Annotated in this window: 13 protein-coding genes, 1 tRNA gene and 1 CRISPR repeat array; of the genes, 8 read left to right on the top strand and 6 right to left on the bottom strand. The window is 74.4% G+C overall.

Features of this window, described 5'->3' with window-relative positions; genetic code table 11:
* Positions 1 to 54 precede the first annotated feature (54 nt).
* A complete protein-coding gene (locus ACFVFR_RS06965) occupies positions 55 to 885 on the bottom strand; it encodes a glycerophosphodiester phosphodiesterase (RefSeq protein WP_383698640.1) in 831 nt (276 codons plus the stop codon).
* Between the two features lie 255 nt (positions 886 to 1140).
* Between ACFVFR_RS06965 and ACFVFR_RS06960 the strand changes: the two genes are divergently transcribed.
* The 3 genes from ACFVFR_RS06960 (at position 1141) to ACFVFR_RS06950 (ending at position 4914) form a co-directional block, all read left to right on the top strand.
* The gene (locus ACFVFR_RS06960) at positions 1141 to 2955 is read left to right on the top strand and encodes a S1C family serine protease (protein WP_383698639.1); all 1815 of its coding nucleotides are present in this window, start codon (positions 1141 to 1143) and stop codon (positions 2953 to 2955) included.
* Positions 2956 to 3076: 121 nt separating this feature from the next.
* A tRNA-Ser gene (locus ACFVFR_RS06955) sits at positions 3077 to 3163 on the top strand.
* Between the two features lie 176 nt (positions 3164 to 3339).
* Positions 3340 to 3795: a CRISPR direct-repeat array (repeat unit 28 nt; unit sequence GGGCCATCCCCGCGTGCGCGGGGAGCAG).
* 585 nt (positions 3796 to 4380) lie between these two features.
* Positions 4381 to 4914, top strand: coding sequence for a hypothetical protein (locus ACFVFR_RS06950; RefSeq protein ID WP_383698638.1), 534 nt, complete (start codon positions 4381 to 4383; stop codon positions 4912 to 4914).
* A gap of 388 nt (positions 4915 to 5302) precedes the next feature.
* On the opposite strand, the gene ACFVFR_RS06945 is transcribed toward ACFVFR_RS06950, so the two are convergent.
* The gene (locus ACFVFR_RS06945) at positions 5303 to 5470 is read right to left on the bottom strand and encodes a hypothetical protein (RefSeq protein ID WP_383698637.1); all 168 of its coding nucleotides are present in this window, start codon (positions 5468 to 5470) and stop codon (positions 5303 to 5305) included.
* Between the two features lie 470 nt (positions 5471 to 5940).
* Here ACFVFR_RS06945 and ACFVFR_RS06940 point away from each other — a divergent pair, with 470 nt between their 5' ends.
* Positions 5941 to 6258 (top strand): hypothetical protein, encoded by a 318-nt coding sequence (locus tag ACFVFR_RS06940; protein ID WP_383698636.1) that lies wholly within the window; start codon positions 5941 to 5943, stop codon positions 6256 to 6258.
* A gap of 633 nt (positions 6259 to 6891) precedes the next feature.
* On the opposite strand, the gene ACFVFR_RS06935 is transcribed toward ACFVFR_RS06940, so the two are convergent.
* The 3 genes from ACFVFR_RS06935 to ACFVFR_RS06925 form a co-directional block, all read right to left on the bottom strand.
* Positions 6892 to 7596, bottom strand: coding sequence for a ribonuclease H (locus ACFVFR_RS06935; RefSeq protein WP_383698635.1), 705 nt, complete (start codon positions 7594 to 7596; stop codon positions 6892 to 6894).
* A 187-nt stretch (positions 7597 to 7783) separates the two neighbouring features.
* Positions 7784 to 8770, bottom strand: a complete 987-nt coding sequence (locus ACFVFR_RS06930; RefSeq protein ID WP_383698634.1) for a DUF4232 domain-containing protein — start codon at positions 8768 to 8770, stop codon at positions 7784 to 7786.
* A 105-nt stretch (positions 8771 to 8875) separates the two neighbouring features.
* Entirely contained in the window at positions 8876 to 9661 is a 786-nt protein-coding gene (locus tag ACFVFR_RS06925; protein ID WP_383698633.1) for a helix-turn-helix domain-containing protein, read from the bottom strand.
* A 137-nt stretch (positions 9662 to 9798) separates the two neighbouring features.
* Here ACFVFR_RS06925 and ACFVFR_RS06920 point away from each other — a divergent pair, with 137 nt between their 5' ends.
* Genes ACFVFR_RS06920 through ACFVFR_RS06905 form a run of 4 tightly spaced genes read left to right on the top strand, consistent with a single transcriptional unit; the run spans position 9799 to position 13878 of the window.
* Positions 9799 to 10845, top strand: coding sequence for a FecCD family ABC transporter permease (locus tag ACFVFR_RS06920; RefSeq protein WP_383698632.1), 1047 nt, complete (start codon positions 9799 to 9801; stop codon positions 10843 to 10845).
* Between the two features lie 5 nt (positions 10846 to 10850).
* Positions 10851 to 11996 (top strand): FecCD family ABC transporter permease, encoded by a 1146-nt coding sequence (locus ACFVFR_RS06915; RefSeq protein WP_383698631.1) that lies wholly within the window; start codon positions 10851 to 10853, stop codon positions 11994 to 11996.
* Positions 11993 to 12817 (top strand): ABC transporter ATP-binding protein, encoded by an 825-nt coding sequence (locus ACFVFR_RS06910; RefSeq protein ID WP_383698630.1) that lies wholly within the window; start codon positions 11993 to 11995, stop codon positions 12815 to 12817. Before ACFVFR_RS06915 ends, ACFVFR_RS06910 begins: the two co-directional genes overlap by 4 nt.
* 8 nt (positions 12818 to 12825) lie before the next feature.
* Positions 12826 to 13878, top strand: coding sequence for an ABC transporter substrate-binding protein (locus tag ACFVFR_RS06905; RefSeq protein ID WP_383698629.1), 1053 nt, complete (start codon positions 12826 to 12828; stop codon positions 13876 to 13878).
* A gap of 375 nt (positions 13879 to 14253) precedes the next feature.
* Here ACFVFR_RS06905 and ACFVFR_RS06900 read toward each other — a convergent pair whose 3' ends face one another.
* A complete protein-coding gene (locus tag ACFVFR_RS06900; RefSeq protein ID WP_383698628.1) occupies positions 14254 to 16032 on the bottom strand; it encodes an ABC transporter ATP-binding protein in 1779 nt (592 codons plus the stop codon).
* Positions 16033 to 16169 lie beyond the last annotated feature (137 nt).

Raw genomic sequence — 16169 nt, 5'->3', positions numbered from 1 at the left:
CTCGTTGCGATCGCATACGTACTGAATGCGCCGGTGCACCCCGCGTCCCGGGTGCTATGTGCGCCCAAGTTGGGACAGCACCTGCTTCGGGCGGTTGGTGATGATCGCCTCGACCCCGAGCCGGAGGCACAGCTCGACCTCGTCCGGTTCGTTCACGGTCCATACGTGTACCCGGTGCCCCGCCCGGTGCAGCCGCGCGACGAACCCGGGGTGGTTGCGCACGATCCGCACACTGGGGCCCGCGATGCTCACGCCCGCCGGCAGTCGGCCGTCCCGCAGCCGGGGCGAGAGGAACTGGGTGAGGTAGACGGTGGGCAGTCCGGGAGCCCCGGCGCGCACCCGGTGCAGGGAACGCGCCGAGAAGCTCATCACCCGCACCGGGGCCGGCTCGTCCGCCGTGCTCGGGCCGCCGTCGAGGCCGAACCGGCGCAGCAGCGCCAGCAGCCGTTCCTCGACCTGGCCCGCCCAGCGCGTGGGGTGCTTGGTCTCGATGGCCAGACCCACCGGGCGGCCCGCGTCGGCGACGAGTTCCAGCAGTCGCTCCAGGGTGAGCACGGAGGCGGTGTCCCGGTCCGGCAGTTCGGCGTCGGCGGACTGCCCCTTCCAAGAACCGAAGTCAAGGGCGGCCAGGTCGGAGAGCTCAAGGCTGGAGACGGCGCCACGGCCGTTGGACGTACGGTTCACACGCCGGTCGTGCACGCACACCAGGTGCCCGTCGGCGGTCAGCCGCACGTCGCACTCGAGGGCGTCGGCACCTTCCTCGATGGCGCGCTGGTACGCGACCAGGGTGTGCTCGGGTTCCGCGTCGGAGGCGCCGCGGTGGGCGACGACGAACGGGCTGTGCGGGCCGCGGCGAGCGTCCCGGGCCTGGCGCGCATAGGTCACCGCGTTATGGTGCCACCGCCCGGCGCGCACCGCCTCGGCGCCCGCCGCCCCGCGCGGAGGTCCGCCCGTTTCGTCCGTCACATCCCGGTCGAACGAGGGGCACCGGGTGAGGTCCACGGTGGTCCGTCGCCACGCGCGGCGGCCCGCCGCTCCTTACGGCAGCCTGACAAGCCGTGGGAAAGGCTGGCGGCAGACCTTCGTACGCGATGGCCGCCCGCCACCTGACCGAAACGTCGTGCATCTGAGGAGTGAGCTGTGAGCACGGAAAACGAAGGCGCCGCCGTTCCGCCCGAGACCGAGCCGCGCACGGCGCCTCCAGCGTCGAACACCGCGCCCGGCGCCGAGCACCCCACCCCCGACTACGGCCTGGCCCCGCCGACCCCGCCCACCCCCGAACCCCGGGACGCGGCGCCCACCGGCGCGTCCGACGGGCCCGCCGCGCCCCCCGCTCCCACGGCGCCGCCCGCTCCCACCGCGCCGCCGGCCGAGGGCGAGACGGTGGCCGGCCCGCCCGGGGCGGCCCCGACGGCCCAGCTCAGGACGTTGGACACGGCCGCCCACCAGGCCACGCCGGACGCGGTCCACGGCACCGGACAGCCCGCCGAACCGACACCGGCACCGCCCGCCGGGCCGGCCCCCACCGGCACGGCCCCCGCCGCGCAGGCCCCCACCACTCCCGGACACGCGGCGCCGCAAGCCCCGACGGCACAGGTCCCGACGGCACAAGCCCCGACGCCGCCGGTCCCGACGGCACACGGGACGGCGGGCGGCCCGCCCCCGGGTGGCGCGGGTGGCCCCGGAGGGGGCGGCTGGTGGGCGGGCGGCGGCCCGGCCGGCGGCGGCGCGGCGTACGGCGGCGGTCAGGGCCCCGGCGGACAGGGCCCCGGCGGTCACGGACCCGGCGGGGAGTGGCTCATGGGCGCGGCCAAGCCGGAGCCCGCGTGGCGTAAGCGCGGCGGGCTCGTGGCGGGTGTCCTGGTCGCCGTCCTGGTCGCGGGCGGTATCGGCGGCGGCATCGGGTTCTGGGCCGCCGAGCGGGACGACGACACCGGCTCGACCACCGTCTCCGCCAGCCAGGACGCCAAGATCAAGGGCCGCGCCCCGGGTTCGGTGGCGACGATCGCGGACCGGACGCTGCCGAGCGTGGTGACCATCGAGGCGCAGAGCACCTCCGGCGAGGGCGGCACCGGCACCGGCTTCGTCTACGACAAGCAGGGCCATCTGCTCACCAACAACCACGTGGTGGCCTCGGCCGCCGACAGCGGCGAACTGCGGGTCACGTTCTCCGACGGTAAGAAGTACCGGGCCGAGGTCGTCGGCCGGGCCGAGGGGTACGACATCGCCGTCCTGAAGCTGAAGAACGCGCCCCGGCACCTGACCCCGCTGCCGCTGGCCGACTCCGACAAGGTCGAGGTCGGCGACGGGACGGTGGCCATCGGCGCGCCGTTCGGCCTCTCGGGCACCGTCACGACCGGCATCGTCAGCGCCAAGAAGCGGCCGGTGGCCTCCAGCGACGGCGGCGGCAGCAAGGCGTCGTACATGAGCGCGCTCCAGACCGACGCGTCGATAAACCCGGGCAACTCCGGCGGGCCCCTGCTCGACGAGTCCGGCGCGGTCATCGGGGTCAACTCCGCGATCCAACCGGCGGGCGGTGGCGGCGGCGGCTTCGGCGGCCAAGGCCAGCAGTCCGGCAGCATCGGCCTGGGCTTCGCCATCCCGGTCAACCAGGCCAAGCAGGTCGCCGACCAACTGATCAGGACGGGGAAGCCGGTGTACCCGGTGATCGAGGCCACGGTGAACATGAAGGACTCCGGCGCCGGCGCCGCCATCTCCCGCCAGGGCCAGGGCGCGGCCGAACCCGTCACCCCCGGCGGCCCCGCCGACAAGGCGGGCCTGCGCCCCGGCGACGTGATCACCAAGCTGGACGACACGATGATCGACAGCGGCCCCACGCTGATCAGCGAGATCTGGACGCACCGCCCCGGCGACAAGGTCGTCGTCACCTTCACCCGAGGCGGCGACGAGAAGAAGGTCCAGGTGACCCTGGGCCAGCGCGAAGGCGACAGCTGACCCGCCCCCTACCACCACGACCACCCCCCACCCGCCCCGGCCCCACCACCGGACCGGGGCGGCGACCGCCCCCACGGAGCCGCTAGGCTGTAGACGCCTCGCGGCAGGTCGGCGGGGCAAGGGAGGCTTGCCCGAGCGGCCTAAGGGAACGGTCTTGAAAACCGTCGTGGCGGCGACGTCACCGAGGGTTCAAATCCCTCAGCCTCCGCCCAGTTCAGCGTTTTGGCTGGTCACCAGGGGCGCCCCGAAGTGCGGGGCGCCCCTTCGGCGTTGGGGTGTCTCACTTCAGCTCGGCCGCGTCCCAGTGTTGAACAGGTTGTCCGGGTCGGGCGCGGGCCAACGTAGGACGGCTCAGTCCTTGATCAGGCCCTTGGCGATGAGCTGGGGGCATCCCCGCGTGCGCGGGGAGCAGGCTCTGCGGAGCACGCCAGCGAGACCGCACCGGGGGCCATCCCCGCGTGCGCGGGGAGCAGGCCTGGGCACACATGCTCGGCTTCCGAGGTCACGGGCCATCCCCGCGTGCGCGGGGAGCAGTTACGAGCGGCCGACTGTGCGTGGTGCCAGGAAGGGCCATCCCCGCGTGCGCGGGGAGCAGTCCTCGCCCTCGGACACCCCAGCACCCGACAGAGGGCCATCCCCGCGTGCGCGGGGAGCAGTTCTCCCAGGACACCGCGGAACCACGTTCTCCCGGGGCCATCCCCGCGTGCGCGGGGAGCAGATCTGGTCTTCCATCGCCTGAATGCGCATCCTGGGGCCATCCCCGCGTGCGCGGGGAGCAGGCGGCGTCGGAGGGCCACCGGCTGTTGCAGGGCGGTCCATCCCCGCGTGCGCGGGGAGCAGAGTAATTGACCTGCGGGTTTACCTGGCAAGGGACCGGTTTTTTGCAACTTTCATCGATCGCGACCTATCGCGCAATCTCCTTAAAGCGGCCATGACGCCCTTCTCGTTAGCTCAATTCGTACGAGGCTATCGCCCACTGTCCGAGACTCAAGATCAAGGACTCATCACCCGTACTCGTGAGCCCTACGCGGGCCACTGCACCACCACTTGTACTCAACCAGCACCAACGTGCAGGTCAGGGGCCTGCCCACCTCGCCGCCGCTTCGGTCTTGAAAACCGTCGTGGCGGCGACGTCACCGAGGGTTCAAATCCCTCAGCCTCCGCCCAGTTCAGCGTTTTAGCTGGTCACCAGGGGCGCCCCGAAGTGCGGGGCGCCCCTTCGGCGTTGGGGGTGTCTCACTTCGGTTCGCGGCTGTCCCAGTGTTGGCCAGCACGTGTGGACCAGCTGTGGACCAGGTCGCGCTCCGGACGGCTGTCCGTGGGGCCGCGGGTAGGGCAAGCCCGGGTGGCGTCACCGGTGTTGTGCCCGTGGTTCTGGTGGGCTGTGGGTGTCGGTGAGGTGGGGGCGAGCGGCAGTATCGGTGTATGGATCAGGGGGAGGCTGCGGTGTGGGCGGCCGGGCTGGCGGGGTTCGCGACCGTGGCGGCCGCGGGGCTCGGCGCCTTCCTCGGCGGGCGCTCGGCGCGGTCCCAGCAGGTGGACTCCGGTGAGTTGGACCGGGAGCGGCGGCTTGAGGAGTGGCGGCGGGCGGCGTACGGGGCGTTCCACGAGCACCTGTCGGCCGCGGTGATCGCCGTGGACGCGTGCGAGGCGGCCGTGCGCGCGGGCCGGCCCGTGGACGAGGAGGACTCCGTTGTCCGGGGCGCGCTCGCGGTGGCGTTGCAGACGACGTACACCGTGCGCGAGTGCAGCCCCGTCGCCATCACGGAACTGGCGGACGCGGCCTGCCTGGCGGTGAAGGAGGCCGCCGAGAGCCTGCGTGCCCTGAGGCGCCAGCCGGACGCGCCGGACGCCGTCCGGGAGGCGGCGTGGCAACGCTGGGAGGAGGCGCGGCTGCGGGTGACGGTGGCGCGTTCGCTGCTCGCCGACGCCATACGGGCCACGATGTGGCCCGACTGAGGCGCCTGCTCCCCGGGGCGGGCCTTCCCCTCCCTCGTCTCCTCTGGCTCTTCGCTCGTTTCCCCTGGGCGGGCGCCGCCCCTCCCGGGCGCGGCCGCCCGCTTCGGGTACGGCCCTGAGTACGGCTCCGGGTACGGCTCCGGGTGGGCTCCGCCCCGGGGTGGGGGCGCCTCCCCTGCCTCGGGGTGGGGCTGGCGTTCTCGCGCGTGGTGCCTGTCATCCCCTGGGGGCGGCCCCTAGTTCTTCGGTCCTCCTCCCCCTGGTGTCCGAGGCCCACCCCGGGCGCGGCCTCCGGCTCCACCCGGGGTGTGCGTTCCTGGCCTCTCGGGGGCGCGTGGCCAGCGCCGGCGTGTGGGTGGTGGGTGGGGCGGCTCGAGGGGGCGCGGGGTCAGGCGTATCGGCGCTTGTGGTCGCCGGTGGGGTGGTAGGTGCGCAGGCAGGTCGTGCAGTACCAGAGCCAGCGGTCCTCCCTGCCCGATCTGATCGCGCTGGTGTCCTTCCACAGCGGGCGGGTGCCGCAGGCGGGGCACTGCGGGGGCTTCTGCACGGTGCTCACGTGGGCCTCCTGGGGTGCGGTCCTGGCCGCCGACCATGGTGCTGGGCGGGGAGCGGGGCCGGGTCGCGGACGCCCCCGGCACTACCCGTACGAGGGAGGGGGACGACTCCCTGTTCGGGGCCGGGTCGGGTGGTCCGCGGGCATCGGGGGTGTGGGGGGCACGCCCGGCGTGCGCCGGGTGGGGTGAGTGGCGGCGGGTCGGGCGCAGGAACGGTTTGGTGCCGGAGGAGGCCGGGACGTGGCGCGGGGCGTGCGACCCGACCGGGGTCGAACGGGGTGTCGGGTAGGGCCGGTTGGGGCGCGCGGGTTTACCGGCGGCCTCTCATGCTTGCGGGGGAATCGCGGGCCGCGCCGCGTTCCTCGCGGGGCCGGTGGGCAACTCTGGTCTCGCGACGTCGACACGGCGTCGAGGCGGTGGGCCCACCGCCTCGACGCATGGCTCAACTCCCGTGATTCCAGGAGGAATTGACATGGCAAGCACTCGCACCGCTCGCGTTCTGGCCGCCGTCGCCGCGCTTCCACTGGCCATTTTCCTGATGGGCGGGGTGGCCCAGGCGGACAGTGGTGCGCTCGCGGCCGGACTCGCGAAGGCCGAGTCGAATGACGGCGACGCCGCGCTGATCGGTAGCGGGGTCGCGGGGTTGAACCTCGGGAACTCCACCACGACACAACAGAACGCCAACGGCTCGGGGGCCACGAACAACAACAACAACGCGAGCGTCGTCGGATCGGGTGTGACCCCGATCAGCCAGCACAACACCAACGTCAGCTTCGGCCCCCTGTGGTGAGGCGATGAGGCCGGGGTGAGGTGAGCGGTCGCGGGGGGGGCGGCCCGCCGGGGCGCCGCGCGCGCGAGGGTCGTCGACGCCGGCACCGCCCGGACCGGCGTCGGCGGCACGGGGACGAGCGCCCCACCCGAGCCGGTGCGGGTCCGGGGTCGGTGGGTTCGACTGGCGTGCCGCGTCGCGGAGTTGGGCCGACTGGCGGCCGGGACGGTCCGGGCAAGAGTTGGCTTGACTCTTGCGATCTCCCGGGGCCGATCGGAGGTGCGACCGGCGTAATGGCGGTGCTTTTCGCGCGCGGGCGCGAGCGCGGGCTCGTTATCGCAAGGTGCCAATCCGCCGCGCGGAGCGACCCCGGGCCGGGCGGGACAGCGAAGCGTTAGTGGGGCGTGAGCGGCGCGGTGAAGAGTCAGGGGCGGGGTCGCGGCCGGGCCCTGCTGGTCGCCCCCGTCGGGGGGCTGGGGCGGCGACGGGTTCCCGGCACGACGCCGCGACGCGCCGGATCTCCTGGAGGATCGGGCTCACCCGCGCGAGCACCCCCGGCGCGTCGGCGTCGGGGGTGCTCGCGCGGGCGGCGCGCGCCCCGGTTCGGGCTCGGCCCGGGGCCGGGTCCGGGAACCCGGACCGCGCGGTTCAGGGCTACGCGCCCTCCGCGACGGTGGCGCGGCACGCGGGGTGGCCCCACCGGGTGCCGAGCTTGGCGATCGACTCGCCGGCGGCGTAGGAGGTGCCGCACGGGCAGGTGCCGGGGAACTTGGCCTTGATGGTGCGCGAGCCGCCGCCGGCGGCCGCTCGGGCCGGCCGCTTGGCCGCACCGCCGGATCGGGCGCGGGTCGGGGTGGCGCGCTGGGGCGCGGGTTCCGGCATGCGCGTGGCGCCGTACGCGGTGCCGGCGGCCTCCTGGGTGAGGGCCGCGTCGCTCGCGGCCTGGTCGGCGATCGCGTTCAGCGGGTCGCCGTCCACCTGGTGGGCCGGCACGTACTGGAACTGCACGTCGCGGTCGGCCAGCAGCGCGTCGATGGCCTGGACGAGGTCCTGGTTGGCGACGGGTTTGCCGGCCGCCGTCTTCCACCCGTTGCGCTTCCAGCTCGGCAGCCACTGGGTGACGGCCTTCATGGCGTACTGGGAGTCCATCCGCACCTCCAGCCGCACGTCGGCGTCCACCGACTCCAACAGGCGCCGCAGTGCGGTGAGTTCGCCCACGTTGTTGGTGGCGCGACCCAGCGGCCCGGACTCCCAGCGTTCGGGGCGGCCCTCCGCGTCGGCGACCACCCACGCCCAGCCGGCCGGTCCGGGGTTCCCCTTGGCCGCCCCGTCACAGGCGGCGATGATGCGATCAGACATCCCCCGATCATGCCTTACCCGTCGCATCGGACCGAACCGTCACCCCGCTCGCGGGACGGGGCGGGGTCGGCCGCACGCGCGCGGGGCGGGGGTACGGGGCGGGCGCGCGGCGCTACTGGTCCGTGACGGAGGCCGTACGCGGCGGGGCGTGCCGCGCGTGTCCCACCGTGTACGGCGGGGCGTGGGGTCAGGACGTGGGGCGGGCCGGCGGGTGGTCGGTGGTGGGGGCGCCGGCCGGGTGCTCGTCGCTCTTCTTCCACGGCCCGATGCCAACCCGGCCCGTCGTGCCGAGGTCGAGTTCCGGGGTCACCGTCACCGGGGTGGCGCCGGGCTCTCGCCACACCCGGACGTACGGGGCGTGTGCGGGCTCGCCGACGGTGTCGGCGGTGTTGCGCCAGACCAGGACGGCGTAGGCGCGCTCGCCGGGTCGCAGTGCCAGCGGTCGGGGCTGGCCGTCGGCTCCGGTACCGGTGGCGATGGCGGAGCCGCCGCGCAGGACGCGCACGCCTCGGAGCGGATCGCGTCCCTCGTCGAGGAGTTGGAGCCGTGGGTAGCCGTTCAGCCGGGTGACGCGGGTGCCGCAGTTCTCCACGTGCAGACTCACGGCGCGCAGCCCCATCGCGGCGCTGCCCTCGTCGGCGTACAGGCGTACGCCCGAGGTGGGGCAGGGGCCTTGCCGGCTGGGGGTCTCGCGGGTGGGGACGCTTCTGACCTTGGTGATCCGCACACTCGTGGGGTCGGTCGGGGTCGTGGGCAGGTCCCGGGTGACGACGGCGCGGCGCACGGTGCGACCCGGTGGCACGGACGCGACGGTCTGTTCCGCGCCGTCCAGCGCCTCGCCGGAGGGCGACTGGGCGGTGAAGGAGATCGTGTAGGTGAGGGGTTCGGCCGCCCGGTTGGTCACCTCGAACTCGGCACAGGAGGTGGCCCCTTCGTGTCGCGTGACGACCCGGACACCGCCGTCGGCCGCGTCGGCCACCCGCCCCGGGGAGGCCGAGGCCCGGGACGCGGCCGGGGCGTCGCCGCGCCCGGTGGCGCAGGGGGTCGCGCGGGGCGGGTCCGTGGCGTCCGCCGCGCGGGGCGAGGAGCCCTCAGCGTGCGTGTCGGTTCCGCAGGCGGTGAGCAGCAGGAGCCCGGCGACGGCGAGAGGGTGGGTGAACGAGGCAGCGCGCATCCCTCAGTCGAACAGGGTGGGTGCGTGCGCGGCGGTGACGGGCGCCACATTTCCCGTCACAGACGTGTCACGGGAAAGCGGGGCGGGGTGGGTGAAGTACGGGCATCAGCCCGCCGTCCGCGAGGCGTCCGGGGTGGCGTCCCGGACGAAGGCGCCGGGTGTCTGACCGAAGTACCGGCGGAAGGCCAGGATGTAGCCGTTGGCGCTGACGAAGCCGACCCGGGCGGCGACGGCGCCGACGAGTTGGCCCTGGGCCAGCAGTTCCAGTGAGTGGTTGAGCCGCAGCCGGGTGCGCCACTCCGAGAAGGCCATGCCGGTCTCCGCGCGGAAGGCGCGCCGCAGGCTGGTGGAGCTGGTGTAGAGGTCGGCGGCCCACTGGACGGCGGTGCGCGCGTCGCTGGGCGTCCGGGCCAGCTCCCTGGCCACCGTGGCCGCGGCGGGGCTGGTCGGCTGGGGCAGCGGGAGGGTGGCCGGGTGTCCGGCGCGCAGGGCGGCGAAGACCCGCGCGTCGTCCTGCGGGGCCTGGGTGGCGCGCATCCGGGCCAGCAGGAGTCGGCGTTGGGCGTCGGTGACGTTCAGCGTGGCGGCGCCGGTGTGGGGCAGGGCGAAGCGGTCCGCGTCGAAGGACTCGGTGACCACGAGCGAGTCGCCGTCGAAGCGGGCGCTGTGCCACACGCCCGCCGGTATCCACAGCGCGACCGACGCCGACAGTTCGTGCTCGTGGCCCTGGGCCGCGACGACGATGCGGCCCACCGGCGCGTAGAGGAACTGGTGGAAGTCGTGGACGTGCGGCGGGTGGCCGCCCGCGGCGATGTAGTCGTCGTCGGCGAGGGGCACGACGCGTACCGCCGTCTCGTCCTCGCGCACCCGGTGCGACGCCACCTCGGTCACAGCTGTCCTCCGCTCGGGCCAGCCTGGACATCTGACCCCTGGTTGTGAACGGTTCGCCTCCCACCTTGGACCGAACCCACACAGGTAAGGCTAGCCTAACTTTTGCGCTTGCCCAGGTGAGGAGCCCAGAGACACCCATGACGCAGACCGCCCGCCCCGCCCCGCCGCCCTCGACACCCGCCAGGACGACGTCCTCGCGCGGCCTGTCGATCGCGGTGCTGGCCGGCGTCACACTGATCGCCCTGGTGATCGCGAGCATCGGTCTCGGTGCCCGCGACATCGCACCGCCCGAGGTGCTCAGGATCCTGCTGCACCCCGGCGGGGGTGGTTACGACAGCGACGTCCTGTGGACCGAGCGCATCCCACGCACCGTCCTCGGCCTCGCCGTCGGCGCCTCCCTCGGCGCGTCCGGCCTCATCATGCAGGCGCTGACGATGAACCCGCTCTCCGACCCGGGCATCCTCGGCATCGAGCAGGGCGCGGCCCTCTTCGTCGTCCTCGGCATCCTCTTCCTCGACGTCTCGGGCGTCGGCGGCTACTTCTGGCTGGCGCTGGTGGGGGCCGCGGTGACCGCCGCGCTGGTCTACCTCGTCGGCACCCGCGGCGGCGCGGGCGGCTCCACCATCGGACTCGTACTGGCCGGCGTCGCGGTGGCCGCGGTGATGTCGTCGGTCATCACCCTGCTCGTCGTCCGCGACGAGGCCGTCTACGCCCATCTGCGCTTCTGGTCGGTGGGTCAACTCACCGGCCGAGCCGGGGTGTTGGGTGAGGCGGCCCCGTTCGCGGTCGTCGGGCTGCTGCTCGCGCTGCCGTTGGGCCGCACGCTGAACGTGCTCGGCCTCGGTGAGGAGGCGGCCCTGGGTCTCGGGGTGCGGGTCACCCGGGCCCGGTTGCGGTGCGCGGCCGTCGCCGTGTTGCTGTGCGCGGCGGCGACCGCGGCCGTCGGTCCGGTGGCCTTCGTCGGCCTGGTCGCCGCGCACTGCGCGCGGCTGCTGGTCGGAGCCGACCACCGCTGGTCACTGCCGCTGGCCATGGTGTGCGGGGCGGTGCTGCTCGTCGGCGCGGACACCGCGGGCCGGCTGGTCATCGACCACGGCGAGATCCAGGTGTCGGTGATGACCGCCGTGGTGGGTACGCCGTTCTTCGTCTGGCTGGCCCGCCGCCGCGACCTGGTGCGGGTGTGAGTCCCATGGCCCCGCACCCGACCCTGCCCCGCGCCGCCTCCCGTACCGCGCCGCGCGCCACACCGCCCACCGGCGTCTCGGCCGAGGTGGCCGACGCCCGGCGGGCCGTCGCCGCCCGGCTGCGCGCCACCCGCCGGGCCGGTGGCCGGCGCGGCCTGCTGGTCACCGTCGTCCTGGTCGCGCTGCTCGCCGCGCTGCTGGCGGCCTCGCTCCTGCTGGACCTGGGTGGCCGCGTCGCGCCCGCGCAGGTCCTGCCCGCCGCGTTCGGTCTGCGCGAGGGGCTCGCCGACTACGTCATCCACCGCGTCCGCGTGCCCCGGGCGCTCACCGCGCTGCTGGCCGGCGGCCTGTTCGGGCTGTCCGGCGCCCTCTACCAGCGCCTGATCCGCAACCCGCTCGCCACCCCCGACATCGTCGGCATCTCCGCGGGCGCCGGCGCCGGGGCCGCCACGGTCCTGCTGTTCGCCCCGGCCTTCGCCTACGGCGTGCAGGCCGCCGCCGTCGGCGGAGCCTTCGCCCTGGTGACGCTCGTACTCCTGCTCAGCCGCAGCGGCGGCGCCGTCGACACCTACCGGCTGGTGCTGGTCGGCATCGGCATGAGCGCGGTGTGCGTGGCGTACGTCAACTACCTGTTCACCGTCGCCGGCCAGCAGAGCATCGCGCAGGTGATGCGCTGGCTCGTCGGCAGCACCAACGACGCCACCTGGGAGGGTGTGCACACCCTGGGTTACGCGCTCGCCGCCTGCGGCCTGTGCGCCGCGCTGCTCGGCCGCCCGCTGAACGGCCTGGCGCTGGGCGACCAGTTGGCCGCCGGGCTCGGCACGCGCGTGGCGGCCACCCGCACGGCGACCCTGCTGCTGGGCGCTGCCGCCGCCGCGCTGGCCACCAGCGTCACCGGGCCGATCGGATTCGTGTCCCTGATCAGCGGGCCCCTCGCGGTGCGGCTGGTGGGCGCCGACCGGGCCGTCGCGGTGGCCGTCCCCACGGGCGCGGTCATCGTGCTCGGCGCTGACGTGCTGGCCCAACACGCGCCGCTGATCAGCCCGGTGCCCACCGGCGTGCTCACCGCCCTCATCGGCGCGCCCTACTTCGTCTGGCTCATCCTCCGCCGCCCGCGCGGACCCCAGGGAACCCCAGGAGCCCCCTCGTGAAGACCTCGCCCACCGACCCGGCCACCGACCAGGACCGGCTGGAGGCCCTGGAGATCAGCGCCGGATACGGCACCACGCCGGTCGTCCGGGGGCTGTCGCTGGCCATCGAGCCGGGCCGGATCACCGCCCTGGTGGGGCCCAACGCCTGTGGCAAGTCGACCCTGCTCAAGTCGATCGCCCGGCTGCTGCCGCTCGCGGCCGGGTCGGTGCTGCTGGCGGGCCGGGACATCCACGCGCTGCCCACCCGTGAGGTGGCCCGCCGCCTGGGCATCCTGCCGCAGTCGCCGGTCGCGCCCGAGGGCATCACCGTCGGCGACCTGGTGTGGCGCGGGCGCCACCCGCATCGCCAGTTCGGGCAGCGCCGCACCGAGGCCGACGACGAGGTCGTCGCGGCGGCGCTGCTGTCCACCGGCACGGCCGACCTGGTCGACCGGCCGGTCGACCAGCTCTCGGGCGGCCAACGGCAACGGGTGTGGATCGCCCTCGCGCTGGCCCAGGACACCCCCGTACTGCTCCTGGACGAGCCGACCACCTACCTCGACATCGCGCACCAGATCGAGGTGCTGGACCTGCTCGCCGACCTCAACGAGGACACCGGCAAGACCATCGTGCTCGTCTCGCACGACCTCAACCAGGCCGCGCTCTACGCCACGACGATCGTCGCCATGCGCGACGGGCGGATCGTGCGTCAGGGCCCGCCCGAGGCCGTACTGACCGAGGAGACCGTGGCCGAGGTCTTCGGCCTGGAGTGCCTGGTCGTCCCCCATCCCCGTTCCGACCGGCCCCAGATCTTCCCGCTGGGCCGCCGCCATCTCGCGTAGGAGAACCGATGCACCACCCGATTCCCGCCCACCGTCCGGCCCGCACCCTGACCGTGGCCACCGCGCTCGCCGCCTGCCTGGGCCTGCTCACCGCCTGCGGCCAGGACACCGGGAAGGACGCCAGGGGCGGTGACACCACGGCCGCCGACGGCGCGGCCACCCCGGGCTTCCCCGTGAAGCTGCCCAACGCGTGGGGCAGCACGAAGGTCGAGAAGAAGCCCGTCAAGGTGGCCACCGTCTCCGACGGCGACACGGCGATCGCCCTCGCGCTGGGCATCGTCCCGGTGATCACGCCGGACGTGGAGGACGGCGGCGACGTCGCCGAGTTCAAGCAGCGCGCCATCGACAAGCTCGGCGCCGGCAAGCTCAAGACCTTCGACGACACCGACGGCACCGCGTACGAGGACATCGCGGCCGAGCAACCCGACGTCATTCTCGGCATGAACTCCTGGTCCATGCAGGCCGACTACGCCAAGCTCACCCCCATCGCCCCCGTGGTCACCTTCACCGACAAGAAGCACGCGGACACCCTCACCTGGCAGGAGCGGCTGCGCACCGCGGCCAAGGCGCTCGGGCGCACCGCCGAGGCGGAGAAGGTGATCGCCGAGAACGAGAAGGTGACGAAGGACGCGGCGGCCAAGCACCCCGAGTTCAAGGGCAGGACGTACACGTACGCGGTCGTGCACCCGGAGCAGATCAGCTTCATGTCCTACGCCGACCAGGACCCGGGCGTCTTCGAGCGGTTCGGCTTCACCAAGACCGACAAGGCGGGCGACTACGGCCCGGACCGCAACGGTGTCAGCCTGGAGAACGTCGACCAGCTCGACGCCGACGTCCTGCTGGTCACCTACCCCTTCGGCGACAAGGGTGTGCTGAGCCCGAAGGAGCTGGAGACCAACAAGCTCTTCCGCTCGCTGGGAGCCGTCAGGAACAAGCACTTCGCCGTCATCCCCTCCGGCAACTCGCTGGCCACCTCCATCGCGTACCCCGACGCGCTGAGCGCCCCGTGGGTCACCGAACAGCTCGCCCCCATCCTCGCCAAGGCGGTCGCGGGCCACTGACCTCCCGGTACCCACGTGACGGGCCCGCCTCTCCGGAGGCGGGCCCGCACGCGTCGTCGCCGACACCCACACCGCCCGCCGACACCACCGGACTCCCCCTACGGGGGTGGCGCGTTGGGTGACTGGGGATCGGGTTGACGGGTTGCTGGCTGTCAGGTTGGTTGATTGGCTGGCTGGCGTGGCCGACGGGTGGGAGACTGTCGACCGATGGGCGGGCGAGCGTGTTGGTCGGCTGGCAGGTTGGTCGAGTGGCGGGTTGGCTGGTACGCGGGTGGGTGTGACTGGTTGGCCGTGGGTGTGCCCCGCGGGCAGGGTGACCAGGGTGGTCCGGTCCGCGCGCGGGCGAGCCCACCGTCCGGTGAGCCCGTGGGCCGGTCACCGTGGGCGCGGGCCCGGCTCCGAGGTGAGATGGCTGACGCGGCCTTCGGGCAGGGTCAGCAGTCGGTGGCCGCGTCCGATGGTGTCCGCGCGGTGCGCGATCACCACCAGGGCACGGTCCGGGGCCATGGCCGCCAGGGCCTCCTCGATCCGGGTGGCGGTGGCCCGGTCCACGCCGGCCGTCGCCTCGTCCAGGATCAGCACCGCCGGGTCGGTGAGCGCGGCCCGTGCGATCGCGACCAGCTGGCGCTCCCCCGCCGACAGGGCGCGCGGCCCGACCGGCGTGTCGAGCCCGGCGGGCAGCGAGGCCACCCACGCGGTGAGCCCGAGCTGTTCCAGGACGTGTGCGACCCGGGCCCGGTCCGGGCGGCCCCCGGTCAGGGCGAGATTCCGCGCGAGGGTCGCGCGCAGCAGGACGACCTCCTGCGGGACCAGCACGATCCGCGCGCGACGCCCCGCCTCACCGATGGTGGCCAGGTCGTGGCCCGCGTACCGCACCGAGCCCCCGTCCGGCTCGTACAACCCGGCCAGCAGCTTGCCCAGGGTGGACTTGCCCGAGCCCGTCTCCCCCGCGATGACCAGCCGGTCCCCGCGCCGGACGGTCACCGAGAGCCCGTCCAGGAGAGGCTGCCCCGGGCGGTGGGAGAAGCGCAGACCGCTGGCGACCAGCTCCCCCCGCCTGGGCAGCACGGGTCCGGCGCCGTCATCCCGTACGCCGCCGTACGCGGCCCCACGCGCTTGCGGGTACGCGGTGCCGCGCGCGCCCTGGTGCACGTCACGGTTCGTGTCGCCGGGCCGAGACGACGCCGCGCAGGGGCGGGCCGCTCCGTACGGCGCGGTCGCCGCGATCAGGTCGAGCAGCCGTGCCAGGCGTACGTGTGCCTCGCGGGCGTCGCCGATCGAGCCGGCCAGGTCCTCGAAGCGGTGCAGTACGTCCCGGGTGGCGAGGACGAACACCACCGCCGTGCCCACGCTCAGCAGCCCGTGGCCGACCAGCGCCGCGCTGGCCACCAGCAGCAGGGCCACGCATCCGGCCTGGAGCAACGCGAGCCGGTTCAGCCGCAGTTCGGCGTCCACCTGCCGTTCGCGGGCGCGCAGCAGCCGGTCGTTGTCCGCCGCGAACCGGGCCAGCCAGCGCGGCACCGCGCCGGAGGTCCGCAGTTGCTCCTGCGCCGGCAGGGACTCGCTGAAGCGGGCGGCGACCGTCGCCTCGGCCGCCGCGACGGCCGCGTAGGCGGGGCCGGCACTCGCGTGGAAGCCGCGCGTGATCACGTACGCGGCGGGCAGGAACGCGAGCGCCAGCAGCAGCGCGAGCGGCCAGGAGTAGGCGGCCAGTACGGCCCCCGTCAGGCCCAGTACGGCCACCGCCGTCACCAGGTCGGGCAGCGTGCCGCCGACGAACGAGGCCAGCCCCGCGACCTCACCCGTCAGCCGGCGCAGCAGGTCCCCGTCCCGATGGGCCTCCAGGAAGCGCAGCGGCGCGGCACCCACCGCCGCCGTGGCCCGCTCCCGCAGTCGGGCCAGCACCAGCTCGCCGACGCGGACCAGGCAGTAGCGCGAGGCCCACGCCGTACCACCGCTGAGCACCACGCACGCCAGCAGGACGAGCACCCAGCGCGACAGGGCGCCCCGCTCCCCCGCGCCCGCCGCGTCGATGGTCCGCCCCACGCACGCGGTGACCGCGACGACCAGGCCGGCGGCGGCCAGGTTGAGGGCGCCGGTGAGCGCGAGGGCGGCCCGGTGCCCCGCGAGGAAGGGCAAGGCACGGCGGAACACCGCGCGCTGGTCCGGCAGTTCGGCCAGCAGGGTGGGGACGTACGGGGCGGCGGCCGGGGCCTCACGCGGCGGGGCGCCGGACGGCGAGCGCGCGCCTGAGGGCGGTTCCCGGCGGGGCGCCGCGTGGGGTGTGGGAC

It is taken from the genome of Streptomyces sp. NPDC057702, from assembly GCF_042799315.1.
Classification (GTDB): domain Bacteria; phylum Actinomycetota; class Actinomycetes; order Streptomycetales; family Streptomycetaceae; genus Streptomyces.
The sequence above is the reverse complement of the archived record's forward strand: the minus strand, read 5'-3'. Positions and strand labels throughout refer to the sequence as shown.